The sequence below is a fragment of the Actinocorallia populi genome (assembly GCF_002995495.1).
Classification (GTDB): Bacteria; Actinomycetota; Actinomycetes; order Streptosporangiales; family Streptosporangiaceae; genus Actinocorallia; species Actinocorallia populi.
The window spans coordinates 792,596-810,278 of the sequence record NZ_PVZV01000002.1 but is presented as its reverse complement, the minus strand read 5'-3'; the positions used below and the strand labels follow the sequence as shown (position 1 = coordinate 810,278).

Annotated in this window: 13 protein-coding genes; 6 read left to right on the top strand and 7 right to left on the bottom strand. The window is 72.3% G+C overall.

Translation table 11 applies throughout. The annotated features are described in order from the left end of the window. Positions 1-96: 96 nt before the first annotated feature. Together rpsT and C2865_RS10755 are read left to right on the top strand one after the other, a co-directional pair. Positions 97-363: a 30S ribosomal protein S20 gene (gene rpsT / locus C2865_RS10760; RefSeq protein ID WP_106398202.1), complete on the top strand. Its 267-nt coding sequence runs from the start codon at positions 97-99 to the stop codon at positions 361-363. 137 nt (positions 364-500) lie between these two features. Next, a complete protein-coding gene (locus tag C2865_RS10755; RefSeq protein ID WP_106398201.1) occupies positions 501-1,049 on the top strand; it encodes an RNA 2'-phosphotransferase in 549 nt (182 codons plus the stop codon). A 607-nt stretch (positions 1,050-1,656) separates the two neighbouring features. On the opposite strand, the gene C2865_RS10750 is transcribed toward C2865_RS10755, so the two are convergent. The 7 genes from C2865_RS10750 to hflX form a co-directional block, all read right to left on the bottom strand. After that, on the bottom strand, positions 1,657-2,034 hold the full coding sequence (locus C2865_RS10750) for a hypothetical protein (RefSeq protein WP_232835509.1): 378 nt from the start codon (positions 2,032-2,034) through the stop codon (positions 1,657-1,659). Between the two features lie 750 nt (positions 2,035-2,784). Then, positions 2,785-3,732, bottom strand: a complete 948-nt coding sequence (gene holA / locus C2865_RS10745; protein ID WP_232835508.1) for a DNA polymerase III subunit delta — start codon at positions 3,730-3,732, stop codon at positions 2,785-2,787. A gap of 106 nt (positions 3,733-3,838) precedes the next feature. After that, positions 3,839-6,016, bottom strand: a complete 2,178-nt coding sequence (locus C2865_RS10740) for a ComEC/Rec2 family competence protein (protein ID WP_157963652.1) — start codon at positions 6,014-6,016, stop codon at positions 3,839-3,841. 658 nt (positions 6,017-6,674) lie between these two features. Beyond that, entirely contained in the window at positions 6,675-7,322 is a 648-nt protein-coding gene (locus tag C2865_RS40650; RefSeq protein WP_232835507.1) for a ComEA family DNA-binding protein, read from the bottom strand. A 690-nt stretch (positions 7,323-8,012) separates the two neighbouring features. Further along, a complete protein-coding gene (locus C2865_RS10720) occupies positions 8,013-8,849 on the bottom strand; it encodes a DegV family protein (RefSeq protein ID WP_106398196.1) in 837 nt (278 codons plus the stop codon). 255 nt (positions 8,850-9,104) lie between these two features. Continuing rightward, entirely contained in the window at positions 9,105-10,316 is a 1,212-nt protein-coding gene (hutI, locus tag C2865_RS10715; RefSeq protein ID WP_106398195.1) for an imidazolonepropionase, read from the bottom strand. A gap of 283 nt (positions 10,317-10,599) precedes the next feature. Then, positions 10,600-12,015, bottom strand: coding sequence for a GTPase HflX (gene hflX, locus C2865_RS10710; RefSeq protein WP_106398194.1), 1,416 nt, complete (start codon positions 12,013-12,015; stop codon positions 10,600-10,602). Positions 12,016-12,198: 183 nt separating this feature from the next. Between hflX and aceB the strand changes: the two genes are divergently transcribed. Genes aceB through C2865_RS10690 form a run of 4 tightly spaced genes read left to right on the top strand, consistent with a single transcriptional unit; the run spans position 12,199 to position 17,653 of the window. After that, positions 12,199-13,794 (top strand): malate synthase A, encoded by a 1,596-nt coding sequence (gene aceB / locus C2865_RS10705; RefSeq protein WP_106398193.1) that lies wholly within the window; start codon positions 12,199-12,201, stop codon positions 13,792-13,794. A 19-nt stretch (positions 13,795-13,813) separates the two neighbouring features. Beyond that, the gene (locus C2865_RS10700) at positions 13,814-15,238 is read left to right on the top strand and encodes an FAD-linked oxidase C-terminal domain-containing protein (RefSeq protein WP_106398192.1); all 1,425 of its coding nucleotides are present in this window, start codon (positions 13,814-13,816) and stop codon (positions 15,236-15,238) included. Then, on the top strand, positions 15,238-16,356 hold the full coding sequence (locus C2865_RS10695; protein WP_106398191.1) for an FAD-binding oxidoreductase: 1,119 nt from the start codon (positions 15,238-15,240) through the stop codon (positions 16,354-16,356). Before C2865_RS10700 ends, C2865_RS10695 begins: the two co-directional genes overlap by 1 nt. Before the next feature lies 1 nt (position 16,357). After that, positions 16,358-17,653 carry a (Fe-S)-binding protein gene (locus tag C2865_RS10690; protein WP_232835506.1) on the top strand — a complete coding sequence of 432 codons (1,296 nt, stop codon included), beginning with the start codon at positions 16,358-16,360 and terminating at the stop codon, positions 17,651-17,653. Positions 17,654-17,683: the final 30 nt, after the last annotated feature.

The window sequence follows — 17,683 nt, the reverse complement described above, 5'->3', positions numbered from 1 at the left end:
CGTGTGGGCGCGTGTGTCTCCGTGCCCGCAGATCCGACCGGCTGCCGGATCTCCGCGCCCCATCCGTAACGTTGACTTCAATTGAGGCTTCCTTCAGTGGCGAACATCAAGTCCCAGATCAAGCGGAACAAGCAGAACGAGAAGGCGCGCCTGCGCAACAAGGCGGTCAAGACCGAGCTCAAGTCCGCCATCCGCAAGTTCCGCGAGGCGGCCGCCGGCGGTGACGCCGACAAGACCAACGAGGCACTGCGTCACGCCAGCCGCAAGCTGGACAAGGCCGTCAGCAAGGGCGTCATCCACAAGAACCAGGCCGCGAACCGCAAGTCCGCGATCGCCAAGCAGGCCGCCGCCCTCGGCAAGTAGTCCTTCCGGCGCCAGGCCCGCCACCGGTCCTCCGGCAAGGGCCCGCCGCGAGAACGAAAAGAAGCCGCGACGTCATGGACGTCGCGGCTTCTTTTATCTCCTGGCCTTCTCCGGCCGCCCCTCCTACGATCCGCCCCATGGACCAGAAAAGACGGGTGAAGGTCTCGAGGTACCTCTCCCGGCATCTCCGCCACGAGCCGGAGCGGCTCGGCATCGTCCTCGACCCCGCCGGCTGGACCGACGTCGCCGCCCTCCTCGCCGCCTGCCGCGCGCGTGGCCTCCCCCTCACCCTCGAGGAGCTCCACGAGGTCGTCGAGACCAACGACAAGCGGCGCTTCGCCTTCTCCGAGGACGGCCTGCGCCTGCGCGCCAACCAGGGCCACACCGTCGAGGTCGACCTGGACCTCCCGGTGACCGCGCCCCCTCCCGTCCTCTACCACGGGACCGTCGCCCGTTTCCTCCCCCTCATCCGCCGTGAGGGCCTGCGCCCCATGACTCGCCACGACGTCCACCTCTCCCCCGACCTCGAGACCGCCCGCAAGGTCGGCTCCCGCCGCGGCGTCCCCGTCGTCCTCACCGTCGACGCCGCCGCCATGGCCGCCGCCGGCCACGCCTTCCGCGTCACCGCGAACGGCGTCTGGCTCGCCCCCGCCGTCCCGCCCGCCTACCTGGCCTTCCCCGCCTGAACCCCGCTTCGAGACCACGGACGACACCCGCCCGAGCCCGATCGACGACGTCCCGAACCACCGGCCTCGCGAACAGACCACCCCACGACCACAGGAGCGGGGCACCCGGCGACCGCAAGAGCAGGACATCCGGCCCCGCAAGAGCGGAACACCCGGCAACCGCAGGAGCGGAACACCCGGCAACCGCAAGAGCAGGACGTCCGGCAACCGCGGGAGCGGAACACCCGGCAACCGCAAGAGCAGGACGTCCGGCAACCACAGGAGCGGAACACACCGGCAACCGCAGGAGCGGGGCATCCGGCGACCGCGGGAGCGGAACGCCGACGACCGCGGAAGCAGGATGTCCGACGACCGCAGGAACAGGGCAGCCGAAGAGAAGAGGTACCGGCAGGACATTTGAAGCGGGTCGGCGCGGACGCGGCATTCGAGGCGGCGTCGCACGCCTGACCGGCCGAAGCGACCAACGACCAACGACCAACGACCAACGACCAACGACCGGCTACCGGCTACCGGCTACCGGGCGACGATCTCCCCTGCGGCCTCGGTGGTGGAGCCGGACGCGTGCCTCGGCGGGGGAGCCTCTGTGCGGCTCCGGTCGAGCGAGGTGTCAGGGCAGACCGATGGCGCGCTCCACATCGATCCAGGTGGGAGTGGGGATCACCCAGTCCGGGGCCTCCTCCTCCTGAGGTCCGAACAAATACCGGTAGGGCACCAGTTCCCGGATCGCCCGGTGCACGTCCATCCGGTCGTCGATCATGTGCGTGATCCCCAGCTCCGCGCAGTGGATCGCCTTGTCCTCCCGCTTCCTGCAGTACCGCACGTTCGCCCGCGAGATCCCCGTCTTGCCGTAGAAATCGTGGTGTTCCAGCCACGCCAGCGACAGCGGCTCCCCCTCCTCGCTCACCCGCGAGATCACCCAGGCCCGCCCGCCGAAACGTTCCACCAGCCGGGGCAGCACCTCGAACGCCCCCTCGATCAGCGGCATCTGCCGCGGATCATCCAGAAAAACCCTCCCTTGGGCGTTCCGGTTGGCCCCTACCACCACACGTCCCAGGTCAACACCAAGTCTCGCCTCTGCCATGCCCCTACCCTCTCCACCAACTCCCCCACCCGCAACCCGTTCCCCCAACCGCTCCCCGGCACCGTCCAGGAGTGACGCCGTGATCAGCGCGCCTGCCCCACCGATCCTGGACGGACGGGCCCCGCTTCCACACCCCTCGGACGCGCGAACCACATCCGTGGATCCGCCCGAGCAGAGTGAGTTCCCGCACGCCCTGGTCCGCCCTGCCGGCCCCGGACGGTCCGACGCCCCGTGCCATCACTCCGATGGTGCGGGAACAGACCGCCCGAAGCCGGACCTCCGCACCGAACGGATCTCCACACAGCCGGTGGCGATACCGCGGATTTTTGAGCGAAAGCGGCAGTCGGGGAAGGTCGCCTGAAGCCGGACCTCCGCGACGGACAAGCCTTCAGCAGCTGACGGGATACCGCGGAACCCCGGCGAAAACAACATTCGGGAACAGGCTGTCCGGAGCCGGATGCTTGTGACGGGCGGGCCTTCAGACGGTTGGTGAGAGCGCCCCGGATCCCCTGGCGGAAGCGGCATTCGGGGCCGTGGCTCTCCGGGCGCGGGAGTCGGTGGAACGCGGGTCCTCCGGCGCGGTCGTCTTCGCCTTGAGGAGTTCGGCGCGGCAGGCGGGTCAGGGCATGCCGCGACGGCGAGACGGACGAACGGTCAGCGGGGGGTTCGGGCGGCGACGATCTCCTTGATCGCCTTCTCCAGGGCGTAGGAGGCGTCGGCGGCGCCGCCCTTGACGGCCTGGTCGGTCTCGGCGACGACGATGAGGGCGCGGGCGATGCCGTCGGGGGTCCAGCCGCGGATCTGCTTCTGGAGGCGCTCGATCTTCCAGGGAGGCATGCCGAGTTCCTTGGCCAGGGCGAAGCTCTTGCCGCGGGCGCCGCTGACCTTGGCCAGGCCGCGGATGCCCTGGGCCAGGGCGCTGTTGATGAGCACGGCGGCGACGCCGGTGGCCAGGGCCCAGCGCAGCTGCTCCAGCGCCTCGCCGAGCCTGCCCTCCACGGCCAGGTCCGCGACGGTGAAACCGCTGACGTCCGCCCTGCCCCGGTGGTAGCGGGCGACGGCCGCGTCGTTGATCTTCCCGCCGGTGTCGGCGACCAGCTGGCTGCAGGCCGCCGCCAGCTCCCGCAGGTCGTTGCCGACGGCGTCCAGGAGCTGCTGGGCGGCGCCCGCGCTGATCGTGCCGCCGAGCCGCCGGATCTCCGCGCGCAGGAAGTCCAGCCGCTCCCCCGGCTTGGTGATCTTCGGGCAGGCGATCTTCCGCGCTCCCGCCTTGGTCCACGCCTCCAGCAGCGCCTTCCCCTTGACGCCCCCGGCGTGCACCAGGACGAACACGATGTCGTCCGCCGGGTTCTTCACGTACGCGGTGACCTCGGCGGCCAGGTCCTTTCCGAGGTCCTGCGCCCCCCGCAGCACCAGCACCTTTCCGCCGCCGAACAACGAGGGCGAGGTCAGTTCCACCAGCCGCCCCGGCTCCAGCGTCGAAGGTGTCAGATCGACCACCTCGGTGCCGGGGTCGCCCCGCCGCGCCTCCTGCACGACCTCCGCCACCGCCCGCTCGGCCAGCAGCTCCTCGTCCCCCACCACCAACGTCACCACATCCACCCCCCCAGCATGGCACGCCCGCTCCCCCGCCCCACCCGTCTTCCTCCCGCCTTCACCTTCCTCCCGCCTTCCCCCCGTCCGCCGTCCCTGCGGCCCGGGGGCGTGTTCAGGAGCGGGTGACGATTTCGAGTCCGCCGCTCGGGGCGGTCACCGCGATGTCTCCGTGCCGGTCCGTTCGGTAGACGCGGATTCCGCGCAGCATTCCCAGGAGCCGCTCCGAGGGGTGGCCGTAGTCGTTGTCCCGGCCCACGGAGATCAGGGCCGCCCGCGGTCGGCCCTCGGTGAGGAAGGCCGGCTCCTGGCGCGCGCTCCCGTGGTGGGGGACCTTCAGCACGTCCACCTGGGGCACCAGGCCTCGCAACGCCCGCTGCCCCTCCTCCTCCAGGTCGCCTCCCAGCAGCACGGTCAGCCCGTCCCACCGGGCCACCAGCACCAGGCTCACGTTGTTGACCTCCGTTCCCCCCGCTCCTTCCAGTACCTCCCGCCCGCTCCGCGGCGCCAGCACCTCGATCTCCACTTCTCCCGCCCGCAGCCTCTCCCCGGCCGCCGCTCCCGTCACCCGCACCCGGCCCTTCCCCGATCGCCGGACCGCCTCGGGTGCCGGGAACCGGGCGGCGGGGCGGAGGCCTGCGGCGTGAAGGGCGCGGAGCTGGGGATCGGCGGGAGTGAGCGGGGTGTGGACGAGGGTGGAGAGGGTGCGGTTCCGGGTGATGCCGGGGAGGCCTGCCAGGTGGTCGGCGTGGGGGTGGGTGATGAACAGGAGGGGGACGGCGCGGACGGACAGGCGGGAGAGGCAGCGGTCGACCAGAACGGGGTCGGGTCCCGCGTCGACGACGACGGCCTGGCCGGGGGCCGCGTGGAGGACCAGGGCGTCGCCCTGCCCCACGTCGCAGGCGACGAGACGCCAGTCGCGGGGAGGCCAGGAGGGGGCGGTGAAGCGGAAGGTGACGGCGGCCAGCGCCAGACCGGCGAGGGCCGCGGCGGTGAGCCTGCGGAAGGAGCGGTTGCGGACGGCCACGGCCAGGGCGGCGGTGAGGGCGGTCAGGAGGAGGGCGCCGAGCAGGCCCTGATGCCAGGGGATCGTGCCGTGCGGGACCGCGGCGAAAGCGCGGGCGACCGTGATGACCCAGCCCGCGGCCCAGCCGGCGGGGCGGACTGTCAGGGTCGCGAGGTCGGGGAAGAACGGGGCGACGGCCGCCGTGAGGAAGCCGCAGACCGTCGCGACGGCGATGGCGGGGGCGGCCAGCACGTTGGCGGGGACGGCGACGAGGCTGACCGTGCCCGCCAGCAGGACCAGGATCGGGCCGACGGCGGCCTGCGCCGCGAGGGGGACGGCCGTCGCCTCGGCCAGCCGGCGGGACAGGCCCGCGCCCGCCAGCCGGTCCCGCCAGCGGGGGGCCAGGAGCAGCAGCCCTGAGGTGGCCGTCACCGACAGGGCGAACCCGTAGGAGCGGGCCAGTCCTGGGTCGGCCAGGACCAGCACGATGACCGCCGCCGCCAGTGCGGGCACTCCCTGGCGTTCCCGGCCCGTGCAGACGGCCGCCAACCCGATGAGGCCCATGACGGTCGCGCGCAGCACGCTGGGTTCCATCCCCACCACGAGGACGAAGCCCAGCACCACTCCCCCGGCGAGCACCGCTCCCGCGCGGTTGCCCAGCCCCGCCCTGCGTCCCGTCCACAGCACCACCACGACCAGGATCGAGAAGTTCGCCCCGCTGACGACCAGGCAGTGCACCAGCCCCGCCCGTACGAACTCCTCTTTCAGCTCCGCGTCGATCCCCGCGGTGTCGCCCAGCACCATGGCGGGCACGACCCCCCGCGCGCCCGGTTCCAGACCCCGCACCGCCTCTCGCAGCGCGTCACGTACTTGCGTCGCCGCGCGCTGGGCGGACCCGGCCTCTTGGACCACCTCGGGGTCACCGCGCGCCAGCACCACCGCCCCCAGCAGCTCCCCCCGCTCGGGCACCGCCAGCCTTCCCCGCGTCCGGATCCGCTGCCCGCTCTCCGCCTCCCGCCACTTCCCCTGCCGCGCCAGCACCACCACCGGTGTCCGCACCCGCACCCCGCCGCCGACCCCTGCCCAGACCGCCCGCCCCTCGACCACCACCACCCCCTTGCCCGTCACCCTCCCCTCGGACTTCACCACGACCTCCACCACCGTGCTCGCCCCCCGCTCCGCCGCCGCCCGCACCGCCCCTCCCCGCACCGACTCCACCCGCAGCCCCGTGCCCACCGCCGAAGCCGCCCCCAGAACCAGCACGACCCCCACCAGCCCTCGCCCCACCCCGCCTCTCCCCCGCACTCCGATCCGCCGACCCGCTCCCCCCGGCCCACACCCCGAACACCCCTGCCCACCACCCGACGCGCAATCCACCGCCCCCGACCCACCACGACCGCGCACAAGCCGCACGCCCCGCTCACCTACGCGACCAAGCCAACGTCCCGAGCGCTCCTGCTCACCGCCCGACGACGCACAAGTCGCCGCCCCCAACCCACCACGACCACTGCGGGTGGAGCGGGTGCTCTGCTCTTTCGCGCAGCCAGGCCGCTGCGGCGGCTGTTCCTGCGCAGCACCGGACGTCGTGCGGGCCGTTCCTTTCGCCGGGGCGCCGTGATGTGCTCCTTCCGGGCGGTTCGCGAGGTGGGGGAAAGGGCGGTTCTGCTGTGCCGTATGGCGGGGCTGCTGTTCCGTGTCCGTGTTCTGGGCGCTGTCCGGTGTGCCGGGGACGGGGGTGGCCTCGGGGTGGTGTGGGAGCGGTGTCCCTTCTCCCGGGGAGCGGCGGGTGGTCGGCGGCCGGATGAGCAGGAGCAGGCCGGGGAGTCCGCAGAGGGCGGCTGCCACGTAGGCGAGGACGGGTGGGGCGGGCAGGAGGAGGAAGGCCGCCGACCAGACGGCCAGGGCGGGGGCGACCAGGCGGAGGTCGACGGGCGGGGGCGGCGGGTCATCCGGTGACATGGACTTTGTCCTTCAGGTCGGCGAAGCGGCGTTCGCCTATGCCGGTGACGTCCTGGAGCTGGTCGACGGTGCGGAAGGAGCCGTGTTCGGCGCGGTGGTCGAGGATGCGCTGGGCCAGGACGGGGCCCACTCCGGGGAGCTGCTGGAGTTGGTCGAGGGTCGCGGTGTTGAGGTCCACGGGGGCGGTGGGGGCCGCCGGGGCGGAGGCGCCGGGGGCGGAGAGGGCCGGCGGGAGGACGGGCGCCTCGGAGCCCACGATGACCTGTTCGCCGTCGGTGAGCTTGCGGGCCAGGTTGACGGCGCCGACCTTGCCGTTCTTGCGCAGGCCTCCCGCGGCGTTGAGCGCGTCGGCGACGCGGGATCCCGCCGGGAGGGTCACGATGCCGGGCGTCCGGACGTCGCCGGTGACATGGACCACCAGCGGGTCTGCCGACGGTGTGGTGGTGGGCGCCGCCACGGGGTGTGCCTGCAGGGTCGTGGCGGACGCCGGCTCGGGTGGCGTGGAGGCCAGGGGGACGGGCTGGGGTTCGGGGCGGCTCGCCCACAGCAGGACCCCGGAGGCCAACGCGGCGAGGACCGCGACGACGGCCAGCGCCCGTCCTCCGGTGATGCCGGGATCCCAGCGCTCCAGCACGCCCCCGATGCCGCCCCGCGCCCGAAGGGAAGAAGCCCCCCGCGCCGAGAGGGGCGATCGGCGACGCTCCTCCTCCCACGGCACCCCTTCCGGCGAGAGGCGCCGTGGCAGGGGCTCCCCGCCTCGGTGAGCGGAACGCACCTCCCCGGACACGGGTGGACGTCCGGCCACCGGTTCCCCACCGCCCAGGCCTTCTTCCAGCAGGCGGCGCCGTTCATCGCCGAACGGCGCCGAAGCGGGCAGGCGTCGTCCGTCGTCCCACGGCGGCCTCTCCCCCGAAAGGCTCCGCTCCCCTTCCGCGTTCAATGGAGAAACCCCTGACGAAAGCTGCCACGGCTCACCGTCGCCCCACGGAGCACCTTCCGACGGGAGGTTCCGCGACGCGGCGTCTTCCTCCCAGACGACGGAACGCGTCTCCTCCGGACGGGATCGGAAGGACCTGGGCGGTTGCGGACCCGCTCGTAAAAACGCGGCAGGAGGGTCGTCCGGGTGTGCGCCGGAGGGGCTCGGCGCGGGAAACCGGTGTTCCCCGGTGTCGGCACGTCTGCTCATGACCCCGACGCTAGACACCCTCCGCATCCGGAAAATCACCGAACACGATTCTGTGGATGGCCAGGTGAGAACACGGCACCGGCCGGCCGAGCCGCAGGACGAGCGGCCGTCCGCAGCCGCGAACGCCGCCGAAGCGGCTCAGAGAGGACTTACCGCCACACCGAGCGTGCCGGGGCCGACGTGGGCGCCGATGACGGGGCCGACCTCGGTGACGTGGAGGGTGCGCAGGTTGGGGATCTTGTCGCGGAGGCGGTTGGCCATGCTCTCGGCGCGGGCGCCGGCGGCGACGTGCTGCACGGCGATGTCGACCTCCGCGTCACCGGCGCGGGCCAGGACGAGTTCCTCCATGCGGGAGAGGGCGCGTGAGGAGGTGCGGACCTTCTCCAGGGGGGCGATCCGGCCCTCGGAGAGGTGGAGCAGCGGCTTGACGCGCAGAGCCGTGCCGAGGAAGCCCGCGGCGGCCCCGATGCGGCCTCCGCGCCGCAGGTACTCCAGGGTGTCGACGTAGAAGAGCGTGCTGCTCTGCTCGGCGCGGCGGCGGGTGACGGCCTCGACCTCGTCCAGCGAGGCGCCCTCCGCGGCGGCCAGCGCGCCGGAGACGGCGGCGAAGCCGAGTGCCATGCCGATGGTGCGGCTGTCGACGACCCGGACGGGGACGGACGCCTCCTCCGCGGCGATGTGCGCGCATTCCAGGCTGCCGGACATCGTGCCCGACAGGTGGACGGAGACGATGGAGGTCGCTCCGGTGCCGGCCGCCGCCTTATAGGCCTGGGCGAAACGTTCCGGCGAGGGGCGGGAGGTGGACACCGGCTGCCATGCGCGCATGGCCTCCGCCAGGTCGTCCGTGGTGACGAAACCGTCGTCGTAGGCGGCGCCCCCGATGATCACCTGGAGCGGGACCACCTCCAGGTCGTGCCGCGTGATCAGCTCGGGAGGCAGATGAGCGGAAGAATCCGTGACTATCGCAACACCCATGCCCGCACCGTACCCAGAAAGCGTTAACCCCTCGTCACGTCAACGTGACCGAGGCGCTGCCGATTCCGGTCCTCCGCAATGAATCCGAAGCATGAGACGCCGTGCTCGCGGGGACCTGCCCGCACGTCCGCGGGAACTGCGCGCCGAGCCCGTGGGAACGCAACGGAACGCCCGGACGAACACGGCTCCAGGACATGACGAACGTCCCGGGAACGGCGGGACGAAGACCCGCATGGACGGGCCCTGCGGCGGGGTTCAGGCCTGGACGGGGGTGCCGCCGCGCCAGACGCGCAGGGCGCGCAGCCCGTACGCCCAGGCGAAGGCGCCCTCGTGGTCGGCGTCCCACAGGACGATGTCGGCGTACATGCCGCGGGAGAGGGTGCCTCGGTCGGAGACGCGCAGGGCGGCGGCGCCGCCGATGGTGGCGGCGCGCAGGGCCTCGGTGACGCTCATGCCGAACATCGCGACGGCCAGGCCGACGACCAGCGGCATGGAGGTGATGCCGCACTCGCCGGGGTTGTGGTCGGTGCCGAGGGCGACGGTGACGCCGCGGTCGAGCATGGCCCGCACCGGCGGCTTGCGGCCGCCGCGCAGGGCGCTGCCGGGGCAGACGGTGGCGGTGACGCCGGCGTGCGCGAGCGCCTTGATGTCCTCGTCGGAGGCCTCGGTGAGCAGGTCGGCCGAGGCGCAGCCGGTCTCGGCGGCGACCTGGGCGGCTCCGCTGCGGTCGGACATGCAGGCGTGGATGCGCGGTTTCAGACCGACCTGGCGGCCCGTGTGGAGCATGATGCGCGCCTCGTCGGCGGTGAAGTGCCCCTCGTCGCAGTAGACGTCGACGCTGTCGGCGCCGGCCGCGGCGGCGTCGGCCGTCCACTGCCGGACGGCCTCCACGTAGTCGCGGCGGCGGCCGAAGTACTCCGGAGGCAGCACGTTGGCGGCCAGGAGGGTGGCGTGGATGCGCGGCATGGCGGGCTCGTTCTCCAGCGAGCGCAGCATGCGGATGTCGGCGAGCTCGCCGTCCCTGGTGAGGTGGAAGCCGGTCTTGGCCTCGACGGTGGTGGTGCCCGACAGCACCCACGAGCGCAGCCGCTCGCGCACGCTGTTGCACAGCGTCCAGGGGTCGGTGCCGCGGGTGACGGTGACGGTGGAGCCGACGCCGCCGCCCGCCGAGGCGATCTCCTGCGGGCTGGCCCCGCTGGTGCGCATCGCCAGTTCGGCCCAGCGGTTGCCGGCGTAGACGGGGTGGGAGTGGGCGTCGATGAGCCCGGGGGTGACGAGTCCGCCGCCGAGGTTCTCCACGTGGTCGACGTCGACGATGTCGTCGATGACGCCCGGCACGCTGGAGGGGAGGTCGGATGCCTGTCCGGCCCACACGATGCGGTCCTTGTGGATGAGGATCGCGGCATTGCTGCAGACATCGGTGCCCGTCCAGAGCCGTCCGATGTTCGTCAGCAGGCGCACCGTCATGGCTGGGTCACCGAACCGTCCGCTGAGAGGGATCGACCGGACGTCAAGAGCCACCTGCTCTCGTTCGTGCCGTCCGACTGGATGCCGGGTGGCGGGTTACCGACCGGTGCTCGGCTGAGCACCGGGAGCGACGAGACCGGAGATATCGGTTTCGTCACGGTAGTGCACGTCAGGCCCGCCATACAACCTCTTGACAACAAACGTGGCACGGTCCGGGAAAGTTCCTCACGACCATAGGGCGAACGGGCCCGCGACGGGGCCCGAACGCGCTACATGTAGCCCTTTAGTGACCCGATGGAGCCACTTCGAAGCCCTCCAGCTCCACCGCGAGCGCCATCGGCACCCGGGCGAGGAGTTCGGTGCCCTCGTCGCGGTGCTCGGTCTTGAGCACCTCGCCCTCGGCGTGCACGCGGGCGGCCAGCGCCGCCTGCGCGTAGGGCACCAGCACGTGCACCCGGCGGTCGAACTCCGGCAGCTCCGCCTCGACCTGCTCCATCAGCTCGGTGAGGCCCGCGCCGGTGCGCGCCGAGACCACGACGCTGCGCGGGTGCGCGCGCCGCAGCCGGGAGACGACCATGGGGTCGGCCGCGTCGGCCTTGTTGATCACGATCAGCTCGGGGACGTCCGCGGCCTCCACCTCGGCGATCACCTGGCGGACCGCGGCGATCTGCGCCTCCGGCTCGGGGTCGGAGCCGTCCACCACGTGCAGGATCAGGTCGGCCTCGGCGACCTCCTCCAGGGAGGAGCGGAACGCCTCGACGAGCTGGTGCGGCAGGTGCCGGACGAACCCCACGGTGTCGGTCAGCGTGAACGGCCTGCCCGAGGGCGTGGCCGCCTTGCGCACGGTCGGGTCCAGGGTGGCGAACAGCGCGTTCTCCACCAGCACCCCCGCCCCGGTCAGCCGGTTGAGCAGCGAGGACTTGCCGGCGTTGGTGTAGCCGGCGATCGCCACCGACGGCACCTGCCGGGCGCGGCGCGTGGCGCGCTTGGTCACCCGCGACTTGGACATCTCGGCGATCTCGCGGCGCAGCTTGGCCATCCGGGTGCGGATGCGCCGCCGGTCCAGCTCGATCTTGGTCTCACCGGGGCCGCGGCCGCCGATGCCCACGCCGCCGGCCGCCCGGCCGCCGACCTGCCGGGACAGGTTGCCGCCCCAGCCGCGCAGGCGGGGCAGCAGGTACTCCAGCTGGGCCAGCTCGACCTGGGCCTTGCCCTCGCGGGACTTGGCGTGCTGGGCGAAGATGTCGAGGATCAGCGCGGTGCGGTCGATGACCTTGACCTTGCAGATCTCCTCGAGCGTGCGCAGCTGCGAGGGCGCGAGCTCGCCGTCGGCGATGACGGTGTCGGCGCCGGTGGCCAGCACCGTGTCCGCCAGCTCCTCGGCCTTGCCCGAGCCGATGTAGGTGGCCGGGTCGGCCTTGGCACGCCGCTGGATCAGGCCCTCGAGCACCTCGGAGCCGGCCGTCTCGGCCAGCAGGGCCAGCTCGCGCAGCGAGTTCTCGGCCTGCTCGAGCGTGCCCTCGGTCCAGACGCCCACCAGCACGACCCGTTCCAGCCGCAGGGCGCGGTACTCGACCTCGGTGATGTCCCGCAGCTCGGTGGACAGGCCGCCCACCCGCCGCAGGGCGTGCCGGTCGGCGAGGTCGTACTCCCCGGTGGTCTCGTGGTCGTCGAACGGGCGCGAATCGAACTCAGTCATGTTCCTCCTGGCTGTACCAACACCGGACAGCTGCGGGTTCTTCCGCTTCCAGCCTGCCACGCGCGGCCCGGAAAGTTCACCTGGGTTTCCCCACCCCCGCTTTGGAGCACGCCTCCTGGAAGAGCTAGTCTTTTCATTACTCAGAAGTAAGTTTTCACCTGGTGAAAAAGGAAGGTCCCGATCATGGGCGTTGAGGTCACCGGACCCACCAACGAGCGCTTCGACGAGATCCTCACCCCCGAGGCCCTGCAGTTCGTCGGCTCCCTGCAGCGCGAGTTCGGCGAGCGCCGCCTGGAGCTGCTGGCCAGGCGCGCCGAGCGCCAGGAGGCGATCGACCAGGGCGGCACCCTGGACTTCCTCCCGGAGACCGCGGGCGTCCGCGCCGACGACACCTGGCGTGTCGCCGAGCCCGCCCCCGGCCTGGAGGACCGCCGGGTCGAGATCACCGGCCCCACCGACCGGAAGATGACGATCAACGCCCTGAACTCCGGGGCCAAGGTGTGGCTGGCCGACCTCGAGGACGCCAACACCCCCCTGTGGGACAACATGATCGAGGGCCAGCTCAGCCTGCGCGACGCCCTCGACCGCACGATCGACTTCACCGACGCCAAGAGCGGCAAGACCTACGCCCTCAAGCCCGACGAGGAGCTCGCCACCATCGTCGTGCGCCCCCGCGGCTGGCACATGGACGAGAAGCACGTCACCGTCGACGGCAAGGTGATGTCGGGGTCGCTGTTCGACTTCGGCATGTACTTCTTCCACAGCGCCCGCCGCCAGCTGGCCAAGGGCAAGGGCCCGTACTTCTACCTGCCGAAGATGGAGTCGCACCTGGAGGCACGCCTCTGGAACGACGTCTTCAACTTCGCCCAGGACGCCCTGGAGATCCCGCGCGGCACCATCCGCGCCACCGTCCTGATCGAGACGATCCCGGCCGCGTTCGAGATGGAGGAGATCCTCTACGAGCTGCGCGACCACTCCGCGGGCCTGAACGCCGGCCGCTGGGACTACCTGTTCTCGGTCATCAAGAAGTTCCGTTCCCGCGGCGAGAAGTTCCTCCTGCCCGAGCGCAACGCCATCACGATGACCGCGCCGTTCATGCGCGCCTACACCGAGCTGCTCGTGCGCACCTGCCACAAGCGCGGCGCGCACGCCATCGGCGGCATGGCCGCGTTCATCCCGTCCCGCAAGGACGAGGACGTCAACCGCGTCGCGTTCGAGAAGGTCCGCGCGGACAAGACCCGCGAGGCCGGCGACGGCTTCGACGGCTCCTGGGTCGCCCACCCCGACCTGGTCCCGGTCTGCCGCGAGATCTTCGACGGCGTGCTGGGCGACAAGCCCAACCAGCGCGACCGCCTGCGCGAGGAGGTCCGGGTCTCGGCCGCCGACCTGCTGTCGGTCGACAAGACCCCGGGCGAGATCACCGAGGCGGGCCTGCGCAACAACATCGACGTGGCGCTGCGCTACCTGGCCGCGTGGCTGAACGGCTCGGGCGCGGTGGCGATCCACAACCTGATGGAGGACGCGGCGACCGCCGAGATCTCCCGCTCGCAGGTCTGGCAGTGGATCTACAACGGCGTCAAGCTGCCCGACGGCACCGTCATCACCCGGGAGCTGGTCGGCACGCTGCTCGACGAGGAGCTGGCCAAGATCCAGGAGGAGATGGGCGACGCCTACAATTCCGAGCGGTACAACGAGGCGGTGGCCCTCTTCAAGGAGGTCACCCTCGCCGACGAGTACAGCGAGTTCCTCACCACCCCGGCCTACGTCCGCTTCCCGTAGTGCCGAGAAGGGAGAGCCGATGCTCCGGAGGCTGGCCGAGCGTTTCCGCGACCGGCTGGGGCCGGAATCCGTCATCGATGATCCCGTCCGACTGCGCACGTACGAGTGCGACGGGCTGACGTACCACCGGGCCTCCCCCGGCCTGGTGGTACTGCCCGGGTCGGCGGAGGAGGTCGCCTTCGTCGTGCGCGAGTGCGTGGAGGCGGGCGTTCCCTACGTCGCGCGCGGCAGCGGCACCGGCCTGTCCGGCGGTGCCCTGCCGCGTACCGACGGCGTCCTGGTCGTCACCTCGCGGATGCGCCGCATCCTGGAGGTCGACCCGGACAACCAGCGGGCCGTGGTGGAGCCGGGCGTCATCAACCTGGACGTCAGCAAGGCGGTGCGCCCGCACGGCTACTACTACGCGCCCGACCCGTCGAGCCAGCAGATCTGCTCCATCGGCGGGAACGTCGCGGAGAACTCCGGCGGCGCGCACTGCCTGAAGTACGGGTTCACCGCCAACCACGTGCTGGCCTGCGAGATCGTCACCCCCGAGGGCGAGATCACCACCCTGGGCGACGGGCCGGGCTACGACCTGCTGGGCGCGTTCATCGGCGCCGAGGGCACCCTCGGCATCACCACGAAGATCACGGTACGGCTCACCCGGATCCCCCAGGCCGTGGAGACGCTGCTGGCCGCGTTCCCCTCGGTGGAGACGGCGGGCGCCGCGGTCAGCGCGATCATCGGCGCGGGCATCGTCCCGGCCGCGGTCGAGATGATGGACGCCCTGGCGATCGAGGCGGCCGAGGCGGCGGTGGCCTGCGGCTACCCGGCGGACGCCGCGGCGGTGCTCATCGTCGAGCTCGACGGCCCCGAGACCGAGGTCGCCTCGCAGTTCGCCCGGGTGCGGCTGCTGTGCGAGGAGGCGGGCGCGTTCGAGCAGCGCGTGGCCCGCGACGACGCCGACCGCGCCCTCATCTGGAAGGGCCGCAGGTCGGCGTTCGCCGCCGTCGGCCGCATCTCCCCCGCCTACATCGTCCAGGACGGCGTCATCCCCCGCACGGCCCTGCCGGAGGTCCTGGCCGACATCGACCGCCTGTCCCGCGAGTCGGGCGTCCGCGTCGCCAACGTCTTCCACGCCGGGGACGGCAACCTCCACCCGCTCGTGCTGTTCGACGACGCCGAGGAGGGCGCGGGCGAGCGCGCCGAGCTGGTCTCGGGCGCGATCCTCGACCTGTGCATCGCGCACGGCGGCTCCATCACGGGCGAGCACGGCGTCGGCGTGGACAAGGCGCGGTACCTGCCCCGCATGTTCACCGAGGCCGACCTCGACACCATGCAGATGGTCCGCTGCGCGTTCGACCCGCCGAATCTGTGCAACCCCGGCAAGGTCTTCCCCACCCCCCGCCTGTGCGGCGAGATCCCGCGCGTCCGCAAGGGCTCCCCCGACGGAGAGCTGTTCTGATGTTCGACTCCCGCCCGGTCACCGACGAGGACGCCGTCCTGGGCGTCCGCCCCAGGTACGTGGTCGAGCCGTCGACGGTCGCGGAGGCCGCGGCCGTCATGCGGGTCGCGCACGAGGAGGGCCTGACGGTCGTCCCGCGCGGCAACGGCACCCGCGTCCATTGGGGCGCCGCGCCGCGCGCCTGCGACGTCGTCATCGACACCCGCAAGCTCGACAGGGTGGTCGAGCACGCCGCCGGCGACCTCGTCGTGACGGTCGAGGCGGGCCTGCCCGTGCGGTCTCTCCAGGACGTCCTGCGCACGACGGGCCAGCAGCTCGCGCTGGACTCGCCGTTCCCCTCCACCGTCGGCGGCCTGGTCGCGACGGCTGCCGCGGGCCCCCGGCGGCTCCTGTACGGCACGGCGCGCGACCTCCTCATCGGCATCACGGTGGTCCGCGCGGACGGCACCATCGTGAAGTCCGGCGGCAAGGTCGTGAAGAACGTCGCCGGGTACGACCTCGGCAAGCTCTACACCGGCTCGTTCGGCACGCTGGGACTCATCGTCAAGGCGTCCTTCCGGCTGCATCCTCTCCCCGAGCAGCAGATGTACGTCGCGACGGATGGCCGCGATCCCGCACGCCGCGTACGCGCGCTTCTGCACAGTCATCTCGTCCCCAGCGCGATCGAGGTGGACGGCGACGGCACGGTGGCCGCGCTGTTCGAGGGGACGGCGGCGCGATCCCGCGCAGAGGAGGCCGTGGCGCTGCTCGGCGCGGGTGCCACGGCCGCCGGGGCGCCGCCCGCGTGGTGGGGCCGCTACCCCGACGGCGACGTGCTGCTGGAGGTCCAGGGCAAGCCCACGGACCTCACCGGCCTCCTGACGGTCCGGGACGCGTGGCTGCGCGGTTCTGCAGGCTCCGGCGTCTGGTTCCTCGGGACCTCCGCCGAGGCCGCACCCCGCGTGGTCGCCAAGCTGCGCGAGCACCTGCCCACCGTCGTCCGCCACGCGCCCCTGGAGCTGCACGAGACGCTCGACCTCTGGGGCCCCACGCCCGCCCTGTCGCTCATGCGCAGGGTGAAGGACCAGTTCGATCCGGACCACCGGCTCTCCCCCGGTCGCTTCATCGGAGGTATCTGAAGTGGGCGACGACCTCGGCAAGCTGCTCGGAGACTGCGTCCATTGCGGTTTCTGCCTCCCGACGTGCCCCACGTACGTGTTGTGGGGCGAGGAGATGGACTCTCCGCGCGGCCGTATCCACCTCATGCAGCAGCACCACGACGGGACTCCGCTGACACCCGAGATGGCCGGGCACTTCGACGCGTGCCTGGGCTGCCTTGCCTGCGTGACGTCCTGCCCGTCGGGAGTGCAGTACGACAAGCTCATCGAGTCCACCCGCGAGGAGGTCGAGCGCGTCCACCCGCGGACCCGCGCCGAGCAGGCGCTCCGTGAGACCGTCTTCGCACTCTTCCCCTATCCGGCCCGCCTGCGCGCCCTGCGCGGCCCGCTGCGGCTCTACCAAGGGAGCGGTCTGAGCAGGCTCCTCCGACCCGTCCTGGAGCGGCTCAGCCCCTCCCTGGCGGCGATGGAGCGCCTCACTCCCCCGCTGGGCCGCGCCTACCGGCTGCCTGAGCGCGTCCCGGCGCGCGGCGGGCGGCGCGCGACCGTCGGCATGCTCACCGGCTGCGTCCAGCGCGAGTTCTTCCCGCAGGTCAACTCCGCGACCGCACGCGTGCTGGCGCTGGAGGGCTGCGACGTCCTCATCCCCAAGGGGCAGGGGTGCTGCGGCGCGCTGTCCCTGCACTCGGGGCGTGCCGAGGAGGCCAAGGCGTTCGCCCGCGCGACCATCGTCGCCTTCGAGTCGGCGGACGCCGTCGTCGTGAACTCCGCGGGCTGCGGTTCGGCGATGAAGGACTACGCCGCGCTGCTGGCCGACGAACCGGAGTGGGCGGGCCGTGCCGAGGCGCTCAGCGCCAAGACGAAGGACTTCAGCGAGTTCCTCGCCGCGCTCGGCCCGCGCGCCGAACGGCATCCGCTGGAGCTCACCGCCGCCTACCACGACGCCTGCCACCTCGCCCACGGCCAGGGCGTGCGGGCGCAGCCGCGCTCCCTGCTGGCGGGCATCCCCGGCCTGGAGCTGCGTGAGATCGCCGATCCGGACGTCTGCTGCGGTTCGGCCGGCACCTACAACCTGTTCCAGCCGGAGGCGGCCGGCGAGCTCGGCGACCGCAAGGCCGCGAACGTCGCCGCGACGGGCGCGAGCCTGCTGGTGGCGGCCAATCCGGGCTGCACCCTGCAGATCGCCACGGCGCTGCGCCGCCGGGGTCACGAGCCGGCGGTGGCGCATCCCGCGCAGGTCCTCGACGCCTCGCTGCGCGGCCTGGGCCCGGGTGTTCTGGGCGTGTCCGGAGAAGGCGGCCCCGGCCCCTCCCGCTGATGGCCTGTGCCCCCTCCCACCACCCTGGGG